The 18,347-nt window shown below is 39.3% G+C and carries 13 protein-coding genes and 1 pseudogene; 8 read left to right on the forward strand and 6 right to left on the reverse strand.

All coding sequences use genetic code 11. The features are described from left to right. Positions 1 to 2: 2 nt before the first annotated feature. Positions 3 to 101: pseudogene (locus RB215_RS17845) on the reverse strand (ACT domain-containing protein); the annotation flags it as partial. Between the two features lie 437 nt (positions 102 to 538). Between RB215_RS17845 and yfbV the strand changes: the two are divergent. Continuing rightward, entirely contained in the window at positions 539 to 985 is a 447-nt protein-coding gene (gene yfbV, locus RB215_RS06735) for a terminus macrodomain insulation protein YfbV (RefSeq protein WP_011328017.1), read from the forward strand. A 13-nt stretch (positions 986 to 998) separates the two neighbouring features. Here yfbV and RB215_RS06740 read toward each other — a convergent pair whose 3' ends face one another. The 3 genes from RB215_RS06740 to xthA are packed head-to-tail and all read right to left on the reverse strand — an operon-like array spanning position 999 to position 3,275. Further along, entirely contained in the window at positions 999 to 1,820 is an 822-nt protein-coding gene (locus RB215_RS06740) for a putative RNA methyltransferase (protein WP_309217063.1), read from the reverse strand. Next, entirely contained in the window at positions 1,817 to 2,464 is a 648-nt protein-coding gene (locus RB215_RS06745) for an energy-coupling factor ABC transporter permease (RefSeq protein ID WP_041454686.1), read from the reverse strand. Before RB215_RS06745 ends, RB215_RS06740 begins: the two co-directional genes overlap by 4 nt. A gap of 4 nt (positions 2,465 to 2,468) precedes the next feature. After that, a complete protein-coding gene (gene xthA / locus RB215_RS06750; RefSeq protein ID WP_309217064.1) occupies positions 2,469 to 3,275 on the reverse strand; it encodes an exodeoxyribonuclease III in 807 nt (268 codons plus the stop codon). Between the two features lie 314 nt (positions 3,276 to 3,589). On the opposite strand from xthA, the gene RB215_RS06755 reads away from it, so the two are divergent. The 3 genes from RB215_RS06755 (at position 3,590) to rluB (ending at position 5,723) form a co-directional block, all read left to right on the forward strand. After that, on the forward strand, positions 3,590 to 4,111 hold the full coding sequence (locus RB215_RS06755; protein ID WP_309217065.1) for an EF-hand domain-containing protein: 522 nt from the start codon (positions 3,590 to 3,592) through the stop codon (positions 4,109 to 4,111). Positions 4,112 to 4,263: 152 nt separating this feature from the next. Next, entirely contained in the window at positions 4,264 to 4,854 is a 591-nt protein-coding gene (gene scpB / locus RB215_RS06760) for an SMC-Scp complex subunit ScpB (RefSeq protein WP_182683282.1), read from the forward strand. Then, on the forward strand, positions 4,851 to 5,723 hold the full coding sequence (gene rluB, locus RB215_RS06765; protein ID WP_011328023.1) for a 23S rRNA pseudouridine(2605) synthase RluB: 873 nt from the start codon (positions 4,851 to 4,853) through the stop codon (positions 5,721 to 5,723). Before scpB ends, rluB begins: the two co-directional genes overlap by 4 nt. A 95-nt stretch (positions 5,724 to 5,818) precedes the next feature. On the opposite strand, the gene RB215_RS06770 is transcribed toward rluB, so the two are convergent. Then, a complete protein-coding gene (locus RB215_RS06770; RefSeq protein WP_011328024.1) occupies positions 5,819 to 6,565 on the reverse strand; it encodes a YciK family oxidoreductase in 747 nt (248 codons plus the stop codon). Between the two features lie 206 nt (positions 6,566 to 6,771). On the opposite strand from RB215_RS06770, the gene RB215_RS06775 reads away from it, so the two are divergent. Both RB215_RS06775 and sohB read left to right on the forward strand, forming a co-directional pair. Next, positions 6,772 to 9,201, forward strand: a complete 2,430-nt coding sequence (locus tag RB215_RS06775; protein WP_309217066.1) for a VolA/Pla-1 family phospholipase — start codon at positions 6,772 to 6,774, stop codon at positions 9,199 to 9,201. Positions 9,202 to 9,301: 100 nt separating this feature from the next. Then, positions 9,302 to 10,318 carry a protease SohB gene (gene sohB, locus RB215_RS06780; RefSeq protein ID WP_309217158.1) on the forward strand — a complete coding sequence of 339 codons (1,017 nt, stop codon included), beginning with the start codon at positions 9,302 to 9,304 and terminating at the stop codon, positions 10,316 to 10,318. 85 nt (positions 10,319 to 10,403) lie between these two features. Here the strand turns inward: sohB and RB215_RS06785 are convergent, their stop codons facing one another. Continuing rightward, the gene (locus tag RB215_RS06785) at positions 10,404 to 11,735 is read right to left on the reverse strand and encodes a dicarboxylate/amino acid:cation symporter (RefSeq protein WP_089368193.1); all 1,332 of its coding nucleotides are present in this window, start codon (positions 11,733 to 11,735) and stop codon (positions 10,404 to 10,406) included. Between the two features lie 189 nt (positions 11,736 to 11,924). Between RB215_RS06785 and RB215_RS06790 the strand changes: the two genes are divergently transcribed. Further along, on the forward strand, positions 11,925 to 15,236 hold the full coding sequence (locus RB215_RS06790) for a hypothetical protein (RefSeq protein WP_089368194.1): 3,312 nt from the start codon (positions 11,925 to 11,927) through the stop codon (positions 15,234 to 15,236). Between the two features lie 250 nt (positions 15,237 to 15,486). Beyond that, positions 15,487 to 18,204 (forward strand): type I DNA topoisomerase, encoded by a 2,718-nt coding sequence (gene topA, locus RB215_RS06795; protein ID WP_309217068.1) that lies wholly within the window; start codon positions 15,487 to 15,489, stop codon positions 18,202 to 18,204. The last annotated feature ends 143 nt before the right edge of the window (positions 18,205 to 18,347 follow it).

Below are 18,347 nucleotides of genomic sequence, written 5' to 3' on the forward strand. Positions count from 1 at the left end.
AGTCACTCAAAAATTATGTTATAGCCATCTTTTTTTAAAGCGGTAATAGCTAAATCTACAGTGTGTTTTTTTATTAATATATAATCGGTATCGACAGTGCTATGCAATTGTAATGTTTGTTTTGACATTAAAAGCCCGACGAACAGCAATAACTATAAGGTTATAGTATAGATTATTAACCCTAAATTAAAGCAGTAACAGTAACTAAGCGAGTTGTGGTTACGTTAGCAAAAGTAAGGGTAATTATGTTGTCCACATTTTCTGTGGATAACTGTGGGAATTGTGGCGTATAAGTGGTTTAACATACTGATTATAATGTCTAAAATTATTAGTTTAGAAAAGATCCATTTAGCACTTAATAGCGTATGTATTAATATTCAGGTGAAACCTGTTCATACTAAAAGGCCTTAAAGCATGAGTGATTTTTTACTCATTCAGTGCGTTTTTATGAAAATTCCATATAAAATAATTTGTGTTACACTACCATAAAAACAACCAATATTATTGGTAGTGTTGATATTATGTATGAGGAGTCATGATGCAAAAAAGTGTGATGTCGCAAGTACAAATAGGGCGTGTGTACGCTAAAAAATGGCCAATGCGAAAAGAATTAGCCCCCTTGTTTGCTGAGTTTAAAGTAATAAAGGCGACAGAGTTGGCGATTACGGTAATGCCAATATTAGCCATGCTAACGTTATTTTTTCAGTTAAATTATCTTGGCTCTGACTTTTTACCGCAAGCAATTGCAAGCGCGCTTTTTTTTATATCGCTCCCTTTACAAGGTTTGTTATGGTTAGGAAAACGAGCGCAAACCGAGTTAGAGCCTGCTATGCAACGTTGGTATAACGAGCTTTATGCTAAAATGGTCGCTAATGGCTATCAAGCACAGCGCAGCGAAAAAAAGCCCCGTTACTTGGAGCTTGAAGAATTACTTAACGATATGTTTGATAAAATGGACAAAACGTTCACTAAAGAGCAATTTTAAGCGCCTGTTGCCTTTATATATGCGCAACAGCTACGCTTTTGTCTCTTGTAAATTGTGTAATATAAAACGATAAGGTGACACTATGCTCACCTTTTTCTTCGAGCGCTAGCCAGTGCTCGGGTCTGAACTTCCACGCGAATGGTGTCATCATTATTAAGTTTTTAACGTCACTAAAGTTCAAGGTAACTTGCTCTGTGATAAGTGTTTGCGACGTTTGTGTAAACATTGCAGGCACTTCTATTTGTGTATGTTCATTAACACTGGAGTAAATATACTCTTTTAACTCTTTTAAATGCTTAGGTCCGGGGCTTGCCACTACGAGTGTTGAACCGGGTTTAGCAAGTCTTGCTAGTTCTTGAGTAAATAATGGTGCGAATACACTGACCAATACATCGGCAAAGTAGCTTTTAAAAGGTGCTTGGCTAATAGATGCCACGCTAAAGTGGCAATTGCTATAGCGTTTTGCCGCATATTTTACCGCCGCCTTCGATATATCAACCCCGTACACAGTGGCTTGGGTATTATTAGCTAAAGCTTGGGTGTAAAACCCTTCACCACACCCTAAATCAATAATATTATTAGCTGCTATATCACTAATAATTTGGCCAAGTTCGTGCTGTAAAAAAGCATAATAGTTGCGCTCTAAAAAAGCGCGCCTGGCTTGCACCATTTCTAATGAGTCACCAGGTTGTTTTGAGTTTTTTTGCTGTACAGGCAATAAATTTACATAGCCTTCTTTTGCAAAGTCAAAACTATGGTTGTTTTCACAGCGAAGCATATTAGCTGTTTTTATTAGTGAGTTGCTACACAGTGGGCAGCTATATTCAAGACTCATGAGCCTAGGTAGTCCTTATCGTAAAAAGTTTTTACCCAATGTGGGCGATAAGTGATCATAATTGTAATAGCCATACCGTTTAACATGGCTTCTGGCAGCCAAATAATAGCGCTTAAGTAAACGTAATTATCTGCTAATTGTTGCCAGCTATATTGACCAATAGCAAGATAAAATAATGCCCCTAAAGCTATTTTTATACAGGCGATAAACCCAGCCGTAATAAACGCACATACAAATATATAAACAAAAAAGTGGCGCGGTAAATACTGATAACTAACAATAAAAGCCAAGTAGCTCAATAAAATAGGAATAAATGCGCCAATAAGCAATTGCACTGGCAGTAACTCAAACTCAATTAAACCAAATGCGGCTAATAGCGCCGTTGCCAGAACACTACTTAAAATAGTTAAACGCCAACCGAGTATAAGTGTAGCTGCAGTAATACCTAAAATATGTAAATCAAGGCCCGTTAAAATACCAGCTTTAATGCGCCATAAAACAGCAAACACCAACGCACATGCAAGTACTCCTGTTTGGCGTATGGGTACATTGTAGAGTGCTTTATAGGTCGCTTTATCAATACTAAATAAGCTTATAGCGATTACAAGGGCCCAAAGTAGCCCTTGCATTGGGAGGCTAAGCATAGGGTTATTTAAATTCAGACCAAATAGGGGCATGATCCGATGGCTTTTCGATGCCACGTAATTCGTAATCTATACCTGTGTCTATACAACGCGCGGCTAGCTCATGTGTTGCAAGTACAACATCAATTCGTAGGCCACGGTTATCTAAAAACCCTTTTGAGCGGTAGTCAAACCACGAGTATTGATCGCTGGTTTCTGGGTTTTGCTCTCTAAAGGTGTCTTTAAAGCCCCAATTAAGTAATGTTGCCAGCCATTCACGCTCTATCGGTTGAAAAGAGCATTTACCGGTTTTTAACCAACGTTTAGCATTTACTTCGCCAATACCTATATCTAGGTTGGTAGGTGAAATATTAATATCGCCCATTACAATCACGTCTTCATCAGGGGTATGATTTGTTTGCAGGTGGGTCATTAAATCTTTATAAAACTGACGTTTATATGGGAACTTGGTTTCGTGATTAATGTTTTCACCTTGCGGAAAATAACCATTCATTACCGTTAAATCGCGGCCATTGTCTTGCTCTATGGTAACACTAATCATGCGCTTTTGTGATTCTTCAGTATCAGTGGCAAAGCCTTTAAATACCGATTTAGGTTCTTTTTTGCATAACATAGCTACGCCGTAATGGGCTTTTTGGCCATGATAGTAAACGTGATATCCCATTTTTTGTACATCTTCTAGTGGGAACGCTTCGTCATGAACTTTAATTTCTTGTAGGCCAATAATATCGGGTTGATGTTTGTCGATAATAGCTTGTAATTGATGAAGACGCGCACGCAGACCATTGATATTGAAAGAAATCACTTTCATAGCATATACCTTAAAATTGGTTCTATATAATGCGTTAAATTATATCAGTAAATACACTTACATAACACGCCCGAAACAAGGAAGTTATTGGCTGAACTTTTAAGTGTAAAAACACTCGCTGTAATGTCCGGTATTACACCAATATTTTTTGCAAAAATTACAAGGCATGAAGCAAAGCTTTCATTACTATAATGCGCTACGTTAGTTTTTTATTTATGTTTTTGTTGTAACTAATTGATTTTAATAGATTAGCGTTTTTGGCATTTAACTTGTATTAGTTAAAGTGACATTAATTAACTACAAGGATACGTCTTATGAAAAAGTTAACATTAGCCTCTACTATTTTAGCAACGTTAAGCTTAGCAGCTTGTGCATCTAACCAAGGGTTAGATAAAATTGATAGTGACTTTGCAAGTTTAGATAACGATAGTGATGGTTTTATTTCGAAAGTTGAAGCCGATGACGATAATATTTGGCAACACTTTTCAAATATTGATACCAATATGGATAATCAAATAAGTCGCAATGAATTTAATGCGTACATGCAATTAAATACCGGAAAAGTTGCCACAGACAGTGAAGTAAGCGAATCAGCATTTAAAGCGGATATTACTAAATTTGATAAAATACAAAGCAGCTTCTCGAGTTTAGATAACGATAAAAGTGGCTATATTTCGGTTGAAGAAGCAGACGATGATGATATTTCAAATCACTTTGGCTATATGGATTTAAATAAAGACAAGCGTGTTAGCAAACGTGAATTTGTAACTTACATAAAAAAATATCGCAATGCAGTCGCTGAAGACGACGCACTTAAAAGCGCCAATAACAGCTAAGCACACCATTTTAAAGTGTGAGGAAGGAGCCAGTGCTGTGCACTGGCTTTTTTTGTGGCTTTGATTTACTAAATTGCTCGATATGTTTTCCTACTTTGCTGTAGTTCTGGCATAATAGTTGGCTGTGTGTGTTTATTAGTTTAAGAGCGTTTATGGTGGGTCGGCGAGTTAGTGATGAGCAATTAATTGAGATCATTGAAGCGGCGATTTTTGTTGCTGACAAACCATTAAGTAAACGTCATCTAAAGGATGTTGTTTTAGCCGATTTAGCAATATCTATGGTGCGTATAAACGATGCAATAATAGCAATACAAACACATTTTCAGACCCGTGGTATTCGTTTGGTAGAAGTAGGCAGTGGTTATCGTTTTCAGGCATGTAGTAGCTTAAGCCCTTGGCTAAGTAATTTATGGCAAGAACGCGCGCCCAAATATTCGCGTGCTTTGCTCGAAACATTATCGCTAATTGCTTATAGGCAGCCAATTACACGCGCCGAAATTGAACAAGTGCGTGGTGTTACTACGGGGTCAAATATTATTAAAACACTACTCGAAAGAGAGTGGGTTAAAGTGGTAGGCCACAAAGAAGTGCCGGGTAAGCCGGCGCTATATGCGACTACTAAACAATTTTTAGATTATTTTTCGATAACAGGTTTAGATAATTTACCTGCCTTGCCAGAGCAACAGCAAAGTAAAATTAACCAGTTATTAAGTGATCCTTCTGTGAGAGAACCATCCGAATGAGTGTTATACAAGGTGAAAAGTTACAAAAAGTCCTAGCCCGTGCTGGCGTAGGCTCACGCCGTGAAATGGAAAAATACATTGATGCAAACCGCGTTAGCGTTAACGGCAAAGTGGCTAAATTAGGCGATCGTGTTGAAGAAACAGATTCAATTCGCGTTGATGGCCATACAGTAAAAATTGAAGAAAAAGCGGATAGAATTTGTCGCGTAATTATGTATAACAAGCCTGAAGGTGAGTTAAGCACGCGTAAAGATCCTGAAGGTCGTCGTACTGTATTTGACCGACTCCCTCGTATTGATGGCGAGCGCTGGATTGCGGTTGGCCGATTAGATATTAATACCGCAGGCTTGATGCTATTTACTAACGATGGTGAATTAGCAAACCGACTCATGCACCCAAGTTACGAAGTTGAACGTGAATACTCAGCCCGTGTATTTGGTGAAGTAACCAAAGAAACCATTAAAAATTTAACCCGTGGTGTTGAACTTGAAGATGGCCCAGCAAAATTTCTAACGGTTAATCCTATGGGCGGCGAAGGTATAAACCGTTGGTACAATGTAACGCTTAATGAAGGACGTAACCGAGAAGTTCGTCGTTTATGGCAATCACAAGAGGTGGAAGTTTCTCGCTTAATTCGTATTCGTTACGGTAAATTAGAGCTGGATAAGCGCGTACCACAAGGTGGTTGGATTGAATACGACCTAGACACTGTAAACTATTTACGAAAAACAGTTAAGTTAGGACGTGAAACACAAACTAAGCTTTCTGTAATGCCTGAAAAACGCAAAGATAAGCGTGCCAAAATAAACCAAATACGTAAAGCGGTTAAAAAGCACAATCAGCGTGTTAAACCAACTAAACGTAAGTAACCTGCTATTTAGTTAAATTAGTTAAATTAGTTAGGCATTAAAAAAGCCGCTCAAAATTTTGAGCGGCTTTTTTTGTATCTACATTAGAGTAATAGCTATTTTTTTACTTGAGCGTCAAGCGACTCGCCATTCACATTACTCGAATCATCACTCATTAAATATAAGTAAGTAGGCATTAAGTCTTCAGGTGTTGCAAGTTTATCTCGGTCTTCACCAGGATAAGCACTAGCGCGCATTGAAGTGCGTGTAGCACCAGGGTTAATACAATTAATACGTATATTGGTTTTACCTACTTCACATGCCCATGTTTGCATCATGCCCTCTACAGCAAATTTCGAAATAGCATAAGGCCCCCAAAATTCGCGACCTTTGCGGCCCACGCCAGATGATGTAAATACCACGGATGCATTTTTAGATTTGCGCAGTACCGGAAACAGCGCTTTAGTGATCATAGCTTGCGCGGTGACATTAACCTTCATTATGTTTTCAAAGGTTGACGAACAAAAATGCTCAAGTGGCCCTAACGTGCCTAAAATGCCCGCATTATTTAATAAACCATCAAGACAGCCAAATTGAGACTCTATAGTGGCAGCTAGATCGCGGTAGTTTTGCTTAGTTGCGCCTTTTAAATCCATAGGGACTATTGCCGGTTGTGGATAACCTGCTTTAACAATTTCATCATAAACACATTCTAGTTTATTAGTTGTTTTGCCTAATAAAATAACAGTTGCGCCGTATTTAGCGTATGTAATTGCAGCTACTCGGCCAATTCCATCACCTGCGCCGGTGATTAAAATAACTTTATCTTTAAGTGCATTTTCAGCAGCTTGATAGGTGTTCATAAAAGTACCCATGGATGAATTTTTTTTGATTTTAACATAGCAAAACATTAAGTAATCGAATTTATTGTAAATTTAGGTGGCGAAAGTAGAAAGTTTACGTTAAGTTTAACTGGTCTAATGTCTCATTAATAAACTGATTACATTGTTTTAACTTAATATACTTAATAAACACACTATAAAAATAAGATATGTGCGGAGCCAACAATATGAAAAAAATGCTACTCTCACTCTCGGTTACAGCTGCTCTTGCAGGTTGTGGCGGCGGAGAAACGCTAGAAGATGTTAAAAACGATTCGGTTACAGTTATCCCAAAGGCGACGGTAAAGTTTGATCCCGCTAATGGGGTTATATCTGTACCCAATGATTTATTAATGAGCGGTACCCAAGATGGTACTTTAAATATTCCTGGGGAGTTAAATGACGCTAATGTGTCAATTCCTCGTGCTGCTTATGCTAACCCTCAACTTGCACTAGGTGCGCTTGATGGCTGGTCTACTCAAGTTCCTTTTAAAATAGATTTAACTTTCCCACCAAATGTAAGCCTAGATGCCACCTCTGCAGGTACACCAGGTTCAGTACGTATTTTTGAAGTAATAATGGGAGCAAGTTTAACAGATGAACAATGCTCACAAGCACCTGCAGGTGCTGCCTGTAAATTAGTAGGTGAACTACAATTTGGTGTGGACTTTATCACCCAGGCATCTGGTGATGCGGTGGCGGTTATTCCACTTAAGCCATTTAAAGCCGGCAGCTCTTATATTAATGTATTAACCACAGAGCTTAAAGACTCACAAGGGCGTGCTATTGAGCCGTCATCTACTTACGCTACAGTAAAACAAGAAGCGCCGTTAATTACGCCATCACAACTAGCGCTACAGGGGGCTGTTAATAGCTACGAAAATGTGGTTATTAGTTCAGGCAATATTACTAAAGATGAAATTATTTTTTCTGCTGCAATGACCATGCAATCGGCAGGCCCTGTGCTTGGTACAATTAAAAAGTTATTAGCAGCGAGCCTGCAAAATCCAAATTTACCGACACCAGCAATTACTGTACCTACTCAGCCAATGGTAAATGTACAGCAAGTATTTCAATCACAAGGTGTTACTGTTAGTGATGCCTTTCAAGGTGTGCAATACCAAAAAGGTAGCATTATGTTACCTATGTATTTAGGTACGCCTACAGGTAAAGAAATTAGCGATTTAAACGACACTTATTGGCAAGGCATGTGTGATAACGCAGTTGCTGTATTGGGTTATAAAGCACAAGCAGGTGCTGCATTTCCTACTGATCCAATTAGTGAAAATGACGGCGCATGTGCCGCATTAAGCGGTGGTAAATTACGTGATTTAGGGTTAGATAGCACGCGTCATTTAACCAAATATAATTCAATTCCTAAAGTGCAAAGTATGGCCAATGTGCCAGTGCAAGTGACTAAACCTATTTTGCCTATAATTAATGGTGTGCGCGCAAGTTTACAATTAGCACCTATTGCTATGCCTGAAAGTGGCTGGCCTGTGGTTATTATGCAGCACGGTATTACTACCAATAAAGAAACCATGCTGACATTAACGGCGCAGCTTTCTATTCAGGGTTTTGCCACAATTGCAATTGATCACCCGCGCCATGGCGAGCGAGGAATTGACGTAGATGCAGACGGTAACGATGACTTTAATGCAACCACAGGTTCGGTACTTAGTTATATGAACCTAAGCTCACTGCTTGTTGCCCGTGATAGTCTACGTCAATCAAGCGCCGATTTATTAGGCTTGCGTCTTGGCCTAAACTTTATTAATGATACAAGTATAAACAGTAAAGATGTGAGCTATGTTGGTCACTCACTGGGTTCAATTGTAGCGCCGGCGTTTATTGCCCAAGCAAATAGCCCAATGGCTGAAACACTTGACCCACTGTTTAACGTTAATACAGTTGCGCTTGCAAGTGGCGGCGGTGGTATTGCCAGTTTCTTATTAGAATCACCTGCGTTTGGCCCATTTATTCAAGGCTCGGTGTTATCACAAGCAGGTACAACCGAAGCAACGGAATTTAATGCATTTTTACAAGGTGATGCAATTTCTAACTGCGGTGTATTACTGCCAAATATGCAAGATTTCCTATCATGTGGTTACACCGAATATGCAACGGCTTTAACTATGGCTGGCGAAACGGGTAAGCTGGCAAATATTAAAGGCGTAATGACACAATTTGCTTTTGCAGCACAAACTGCACTAGATAGTGGCGACCCAACTAATTATGCCGTAACCGTTAAAGCACTCGAAACGCCTGTATATATGAACGTGGTAGTGGGCGATGGCGCAGGCAATAAGCCAGACCAAGTTATACCTCCAAGTGTTGCTAGCAATCCGCTTGCAGGTAGTTTACCACTGGCCAACTTTATGGGCTTAGAAACAGTGAGCACATCACAAGCACCTAGTGCCACGCCGTCTAGCTATTTAGTTAAATTTACAAAAGGGCATCACGGTTCAGTATTAACACCAGCGCCTAGTGAAGAGGCGGGATCGGATGCTGCAGGTAGCTTTGCTGCTAACTCTGAAATGCAATTGCAAATTGCAACTTACTTAGCCGCTCGTGGTCGTTTGTTGTTAATTACAAATAGTGATGTTGTGACCGATTAATAGCTTACAACGCAATTAAGTAACCAAAGCCACTGTTTAGTGGCTTTTTTTTGTTAAAAAGCATGCTAAATTAGCTGAAATTTATAAATGGAGAAAAGTGTTGGAATTTTTATACGAATACGGTTTGTTTTTCGCTAAAACGGTTACTTTTGTTATTGCTATAGCCATCATTTTAATGCTGATAGTTGGCGCGGCAGTTAAGCCAAAAGCTAAAAAGGGTGAAATACAAATAGATAATATTTCTGAGCAACTAGATAATATTAAACACAGCTTTTTACACAATACTTTAGGTAAAAAAGAACTTAAAGCACATCAAAAAAAGCTTAAGGCAGACAATAAAAAAAATGACAGTAAAGAGCCAAAACCGCGATTATATGTGGTTGACTTTATAGGCAGTATGGATGCACATGAAGTAGAGAGTTTAAGAGAGGAAATAACCGCTATTATTTCTATTGCAGATGCGAGCAAAGATAAAGTACTTATTCGCTTAGAAAGTGGTGGAGGAGTAGTGCATGGTTATGGACTTGCAGCTTCACAGTTACAGCGCATTAAAAATGCAGGTATACCTTTGAGTGTTGCTATAGATAAAGTAGCAGCAAGCGGTGGTTATATGATGGCATGTGTTGCTGATGAAATTATTGCAGCGCCATTTGCTATTGTAGGCTCGATTGGCGTAATAGCGCAAATACCTAACTTTAATAAAATATTAAAGAAAAACGATGTTGAATTTGAGCAAATTACTGCGGGGGAGTTTAAACGTACTCTTACTTTATTTGGTGAGAACACCGATAAAGCGCGTGAAAAGTTTCGTGAAGAAATTGAGCAAACTCATGGCTTATTCAAAACTTTCGTAAGCACACAGCGCCCAAGTTTAGATATAAGCTCAGTGGCTACAGGTGAGCATTGGTTTGCAACTCAAGCAATAGAGAAAGGCTTGGTGGATGTTATAAAAACCAGTGATGATGCTTTGCTTGAACAACAAGATGAGCGTCAAATTTATAAGATTAAATATAAGATTAAAAAAGGTTTAAGTGACAAGTTAGCACTTGGCTTTAGTAGTGCAGTTAATAAGGCAGGGGTTAATTTAGTTTCTAAGTTTAAATCATTAAATCCATAAATAGTGGATTACTTTAAGCTTAATTAGCTTTGACCAATAAAAAACCCTTGAATTAATCAAGGGTTTTTTAATGCGAAGTTATTTACTAATTCATAGATTTACTTATGTTTTCTAAATCTTTCGCTGCATTTGGGTCATTATAAATAGACTCATCTAGCTGACCTTCAGATTTAGCAACCACACAGGTAACCATACAGTCACCCGTAATATTAACTGCAGTGCGGGTCATATCTAGCAATCTATCTACACCAATAATTATTGCAATACCCTCTACTGGTAGGCCTACTTGATTAAGTACCATTGCTAACATAATTAAGCCAACACCCGGTACGCCGGCCGTGCCAACAGACGCTAACGTAGCCGTTAAAATTACCATTAAGTAATCAGAAATGGTTAAATCAACACTAAACACTTGTGCAATAAATACAGTGGCAACCCCTTGCATAATGGCAGTGCCATCCATGTTTATGGTTGCACCTAGCGGAATTGTAAATGAAGCAACAGAGTTATTAACCCCGAGTTTTTTAGTGGCTGTTTCAAGAGTAATTGGCATAGTTGCACTTGAGCTTGAAGTACTAAAACCAAATAAACAAGCGTGTTTCATTTTCTTTAAAAAAGTTACAGGGTTTAAACCCGTCAATAGTTTTAATAACAAACTGTAATTTACAAACGCATGTAATAATAAAGCGGCAACCACTACAAAAAAGTACTTAGCCAAGCTAACAATTAAGTTTAACTCTATGGTAGTAAATAACTTTGCCATTAAGAAAAACACCCCGTAAGGCGCAACGTTCATTAACAAAGTAACTAGTTTTAAAATTACCGTATTAAGGTCTTCAAAAACCACCGCTACGCGTTTTCCTGCATTACCACTAAGTGCCATAGCAATACCAAACAGTAATGCGAAAACAATAACTTGAAGCATATTACCTTTTGCCATAGCTTCAAAAGGGTTGGTTGGAAACATATCTATAATAACGCGCGCTAAGGTAGGTGCCTCAGATACGTCGTAACTTGCATCTGTTGGCAAGTCAATACCTACGCCAGGGCTAAACAGTAAAGCCAAAGTAATAGCCAGAGTAATAGCTAAGGCTGTGGTAATTAAATATAAACCAATTGATTTACCACCCAAGCTGCCTAATTTTTTAGGATCGCTTAAGCTACATGTGCCACACACTAAAGATACAAATACTAAAGGAACAACCAGCATTTTTAAGCTGGCAATAAATATTTGCCCACCAATGTGAAAAATTCCATCAACAAAAAAAGCTTTAATTGGCAAAGAGAATAACCCAAGTGGTATTAGGTAATCGTCTTCACCAGCTAATATAGCTTGAAATAAAAAGCCTACGGCAATACCTAATGCCATGCCTATCATTATGCGAGTTGTTAAGCTCATTGAACGTATTTTCGACATATTTCCAATCTATTTTTTATAAATTTGGCACAGCCTACCAGCATGTAAATATTTATACAGAAAAATTTATTAATAATTTAAATTTTTTTATCAAAGAAAGTATCAAAAAACTGTGATTTTAGACTAAGTTATAGGTTAACATGAGGTAAACAATACAAAGTTAATAATAATAACGCTAGGGAGAGGTTTATGCCTTTAACACGACTGCTAAGCATTATGATGCTCAGCTTTTTTATCACAGCTTGTGGTGGTGGTGGCTCACTTGAAAAGGAGGGCAGTATAGGTGATGGTAACGGAGGAACAACACCTGATGTACCCACCTACGCCGTTACACTTCAAGGCTACTCCCAAGAGGATGGCAGCGCATCGAATACTGTTACAGCGGCCTCTGCGCTAGATTTACGGGCTACACTAAAACGAGATGGTGAAGTGGTTGCCGGTAAACGAATTACTTTTACCCTTGTTGACGATATTGGTGATTTGAATCCTTTGTCAGCACTTACACAAAATGATGGTATTGCTACCGTGGAATTAACTGCAGGCGTAGATGCCGGAGCTGGTGAAGTTACTGCGTCATACATTGTTGATGGTGAGAGTTATGAGGGGACCTTTGCTTTTCAATCAACAGGAGGTCAGGGCGACGATACTGGCGTGTCTGGTTCCACCACGCTAACGGTTAATATTGTTGATAAGATAGGTGAAAAGTTTTCAGACACTAATCCAGTCACTGCAATTAATCCAGGCACAGTAATAGCTACGTTACAAAATGATGGCGTTGCACTTAGTGAACAACTGATCACGTTTACAACTAAGTTTACTGGCAAAATCACTCCAGATCTTGGTACTGCGATTACAAATAGCGCAGGCGAAGCACGTGTAACACTCTCTAGTGGTAACTTTAAAGGTGCTGGCCAAGTTGTTGCTAGTTATACATCAAGTAATTCAGCTTCAGTAAGTAATACAGCCGTTTTTTATTCATCGGGTGACTCTGCCCCAATTAATTTGGCACGCTTTTCGGTATCGGTTAAATTATTAACCGGATGTTTGCCTGGCTGGGATGATAATCGAGATGCGGTTAAGCTCGATCCAACTCAAGTTTCATCTGGATGTACAATAGCGAATACTATTTCATCTTCTGAGTTAGGTGAGTTATTTATAGAGGTAACAGATGAGCAAAGTGGCGAAGGTACTAAGAGTTCACTAGTAAATATATCGACTAACTTAGGGTCAGTATTGCCCTCTTCTGGTACAGCACTTACCGATAATTTTGGTGTTGCATTACTTAAATTACAACCAGGAAATACAGGCGGTGCAGGAACTGTAACAGCGAGATCGTTAGGTGAAAGTGCAGCCATTAACTTTGCAGTAGGGATTGCAGATTTAACCCTTGAGGTTAACAACGGTTTAAATAAAGATGCTGCTGGAAATGTTATTCCTTTAAAAGCAGGCGGCAGTACAGTTATCGAAGTAACACTGCGTGATGAAGCAGGCAATTTATATTTAACCCCGACGGATGTTGAGTTTAGTTCAACTTGTGTTATTAGTGGTCAGTCAGTAATAGACGCCTCGGTTAAATCTTCTGGTGGTATCGCGACCTCCACGTATCGTGCAACAGGTTGTAGCATTGATGACGATATTAATATCACGGTAGAAACTGGCGGTAAAAACTTTACTATAGCGACGACTATCCCAGTAGAAACCTCAGCGGTGCAGTCAATTCAATTTGTTGATGTAAGTGAAACATTTATAGCGCTTCCTCCGGGTGAAGGCGGTGCGCCAACACAATCTATTGTTAAATTTAAATTGTTAGATGCAGACGGCATTGTATCAACACAACAACGTATCGATTTTAAACTAACCGATTCAATTGGTGCTGCTAAGTTAACATCGTTAAGTGGCAACACAGATAGTAATGGCTTTGTCCAAACTACTGTAACGTCAGGTATAGTTCCAGGCCCGTTAGTTGTTAAAGCCTGTTACATTTCTAAAGTTGATGTAAGCAATTTACCTGCAGGTGATGATTTAACCTGTTGGGTTGATGATTTTGAACTTTGCCAAACGGATCCAAATAATGCAATTTGTCCGGAAGGTACACTTAACTTAGTACCACTATCGGAGCAAATTAGCTCAGTTTCATCACAATTAACTTTGGCATCTGGAGTAACTGATCAAAATAGTTTTGATGCGAGCCCAGTTATATTCAATACAAATTCATTAAATTATAATGGCGTAACTACTGATATTACGGTGTTTTTTGGTGACCAGTTTAATAACTATAATGGCGACGGTGTTGAAGCCACCATTTTAGCAGAAGCTGGCGTTATAGGCTCATCAAGTAATGAAGTTACCTGTAAAACAAATGATGCGACCTGTGTTGTTACTTGGCGATCACAAGGCGACCGCCCTTTTTATGAAAAGAAATGGGGTAATCGTATTGGCGAAATTGACAACGATCCTTCAACAACAGAAGGAATTAACCCAAAAACAGGGTTAGTAAACTGTGACCCTTACTTTGGCTCTGCAGCGCCGTGTATTAATGGTATTAAGCGCGCTAAAAATAGTCCCGATGGTGTTGTTATGGGTGGTCGCGTGAGCATTCTGGCTGTTACAAAAGGTCAAGAAAACTTTGTTGATGAAGAGTCAACAGCGACAGTGCAACGCAGAAATGGCTTATTTGATATCGGTGAATACTATGCAAGTTACGACTTACCAGAAGCGTTTATTGACCATAATGAAAATGCCTCGTTCGATAAAGTTAATTGCGGTGACGCTAATGATCCAGCAAGTGATGCGTGTTCAGAACTCAATTCACGTGGCGGCCATAACGAAACTTGGCGTGACCTAAATAATGACGGAATTTATAATTTAGCCGATGGTAAATACAATGGTTTACTATGTAGTGAAGCGGCTAGTACAGCAGGAGAATGTTCACGCGAATTGATTGAAGTACGCAAGCAGTTTGAGCTAGTAATGTCAGGCGATGATCCATATTTGCGTTTTTCAGTATTAAAAACTAACAATATATTACCAGCGCCTTATCAAGTTTATGTGCCGGCAGATTGTTCCGCTTCTATTGCGGGTAATTTCGAAACCTCAGATACCATAGAGCGTTGTGATGTTGATGCAATCGATTTATCTACGGTGAGTGTCGATAATCCGGCATACGATGGGACCGATCCTTCAGTACCAGAAAAAGTAGATATTGGTTTAGGCGGCATCACAGTTCGTATCCATTATACTGACGAATTTGGTAATCCATTACCAGCAGGTACAACTATTTCGCTTTCAACTACTAATGGTGACTTATCCATCATTGAAAGTAGTGATGTGGTTCCGAATACTAACCGCGATACGCCAATGTATTCAGATGTTAGGATCTCACGAGAAGCCGATGGTAACGATAAGTTTGATGGCATACTATCTATAGCATTCGAGTTCAAAACTCAGTCGGGTAGTACTAAAACAGTTAAAAAAGGTATCGCGATATTTGACAGTAAATAAAAACTAAATTGAAAAATGCCAACCATAAGGTTGGCATTTTTTGTTTCTATTCTATATATTCCCCATCAATTACTCTAAAAACACCTGTTTGTTTAAATTAAACGCAGAAATTGTTCGTTTATTCGCTTAAAACTGAAAAGTTTGTATTAAAAGCTTGTAACAATTAGTGTTTGTAGATATACCTATAAATATTCGTGCCGCTTATGTCGGCTAAACACATTTTAAAAAACTTGGTTAGAAATAGGCAACTATGGGCAAATCGCTAGTAATTGTAGAGTCACCTGCTAAGGCTAAAACAATTAATAAATATTTAGGTAATGACTTCATCGTAAAGTCCAGTATTGGACACGTGCGAGATTTACCTACTTCAGGTTCTGGAAAAAACAAAGTGCCAGCGACTAAAACGCCGGCTGAAGTGCGTAAATTACCACCTGAAGAGAAAGCAGCGTATAAAAAGCAACGAGACTATTCTAACTTAGTCGCGCGTATGGGCATTGACCCTGATAAAGGCTGGGAACCACATTACGAAATACTGCCAGGAAAAGAAAAGGTAGTACAAGAGCTTAAAAAGCTTGCCGAAAACGCTGACCAAATATATCTCGCAACGGATTTGGATAGAGAAGGGGAAGCAATTGCTTGGCACCTTCAAGAAATTATTGGCGGTGAACCTGCAAAATATAAGCGTGTAGTTTTTAACGAAATTACAAAAAACGCAATTCAGCAAGCATTCGAAACACCCGGTGAGCTTAATACCGATATGGTATATGCACAGCAAACACGTCGCTTTTTAGACCGTGTTGTTGGTTTTATGGTATCGCCCTTACTGTGGGCAAAAGTGGCACGTGGACTTTCGGCTGGACGCGTACAATCGGTAGCAGTGCGCTTACTCGTTGAGCGTGAACGCGAAATTAAAGCGTTTATACCTGAAGAGTTTTGGGATATTCATGCTGACGTTAAAAATGCAGAGTCAGAGTTACGCTTAGAAGTAGCCAAACAAGCAGACAAGCCATTTAAGCCAGTAAATGAAGCTCAGGCAAGCGCAGCAGTTAAAAGCCTTGAGAATGCAGAATATAAAGTTATAAGCGTTGACGAAAAACCAAGTAAAAGTCGCCCAAGTGCGCCTTTAATCACCTCAACTATGCAACAAGCAGCCAGTACACGTTTAGGCTATGGCGTTAAAAAAACCATGATGCTAGCGCAGCGCTTGTACGAAGGCGGTTACATTACCTATATGCGTACCGACTCAACTAATCTGTCAAAAGATGCGGTTGCTATGTGTCGCGAATATGTAACAGAGCAATTTGGTGAAAAATACTTACCTAAAGATCCTATTAATTATAGCTCAAAAGGCAATGCACAAGAGGCGCATGAAGCAATTCGTCCATCTAGTGTAACTGTGCTTTCGGGGCATATTGAAGGGGTTGATGCCGATGCTAAAAAACTATATGAGCTAATTTGGCGTCAATTTGTAGCGTGCCAAATGGTACCTGCAGAATACGACTTAACGACATTAACGGTAGCAGCAAATGACTTCCAACTAAAAGCCAAAGGCCGTGTACTACGCTTTGATGGTTGGACTAAAGTACAGCCTGCTATTCGTAAAAAGAACGAAGAAGATCAGTCTTTACCTGCAGTAACAGTAGGCGAAACATTAACGTTAATTGAACTTGACCCTAAGCAACACTTTACTAAACCGCCAGCGCGTTTTAGCGAAGCGAGTTTAGTAAAAGAGCTTGAAAAACGTGGTATTGGCCGCCCATCTACTTATGCATCTATTATTTCTACTATTCAAGATCGCGGTTATGTACGGGTTGAAAACCGTCGTTTCTTCGCTGAAAAAATGGGTGAAATAGTTACCGACCGCTTAGTAGAAAATTTTGAAGACTTAATGAACTTTGACTTTACCGCCAAAATGGAAGGTCGTTTAGATGATATCGCCGAAGGCGAGCGCATTTGGACCGAAGTACTCGATAAGTTTTATGCCGACTTTTCAACGCAATTAACTGTTGCGAAAGACGAGCCTGAAAATGGCGGAATGCGTCTTAATGAAATGGTCGAAACTGATATTGAATGTCCGACTTGTAGCCGTAAAATGGGTATCCGTACCGCATCTACTGGCGTGTTCTTAGGGTGTACTGGTTATAACTTACCGCCTAAAGAGCGTTGTACAACAACGATGAACTTAGTATCGGGCGATGAAGCAGTTGCCGCAGACAGTGCCGATGCAGAAGATCTTGAAACCGAAACATTAATGCAAATGAAACGTTGCCCAATTTGTGAAACGGCAATGGATTCATATCTAATCGACGAAACCCGTAAATTACATGTATGTGGTAATAACCCAGCATGTAGTGGACACGTAGTTGAGCAGGGCACGTTTAAAATTAAAGGCTATGACGGGCCACTTATTGAATGTGATAAGTGTGGCGCGGATATGGAATTAAAATCGGGACGTTTTGGTAAGTACTTTGGTTGTAATAACGATGAGTGTAAAAATACCCGTAAGTTACTTAAAAACGGCGAAGCTGCGCCGCCAAAAGAAGACCCTGTTCACATTACCGAATTAGAATGTGAAAAGTCAGATGCGTATTTTGTTTTACGTGATGGCGCTGCAGGTATTTTCTTGGCTGCAAATACCTTCCCTAAATCGCGCGAAACACGTGCGCCTAAGGTTGAAGAGTTACAACGCTTTAGAGACCGTATTTCACCTAAGTTTTATTACTTAGCCGATGCACCAGCACAAGATCCAGATGGAAACTTAGCTGTTGTACGCTACAGCCGTAAAAATAAAGAGCAGTATGTAATGACCGAAGTCGACGGTAAAGCGACCGGTTGGACTGCGCATTATGTTGCGGGTAAGTGGGTTGAAGAAGCGAAGAAAAAAGCAGCACCAAAAAAGAAAGCAGCTGTCAAAAAAGCGCCTGCTAAAACTAAGGCTAAAGCAAAAACTAAAAAAGATGATGAATAAATAATACTAATATAAGTATTTAATTTTTCTCTTTTTGAAAGCAATAAAAAACCGGAATACACTTTGAGTGTCGATTCCGGTTTTTTTATATCTAATTAAAAGTGTTCGCAACGGCTTTATTAGCAATAAACTTAATTAGACAA

Origin of the sequence: Pseudoalteromonas sp. HL-AS2, from assembly GCF_031198805.1 — a bacterium.
Classification (GTDB): Bacteria; Pseudomonadota; Gammaproteobacteria; order Enterobacterales; family Alteromonadaceae; genus Pseudoalteromonas; species Pseudoalteromonas nigrifaciens.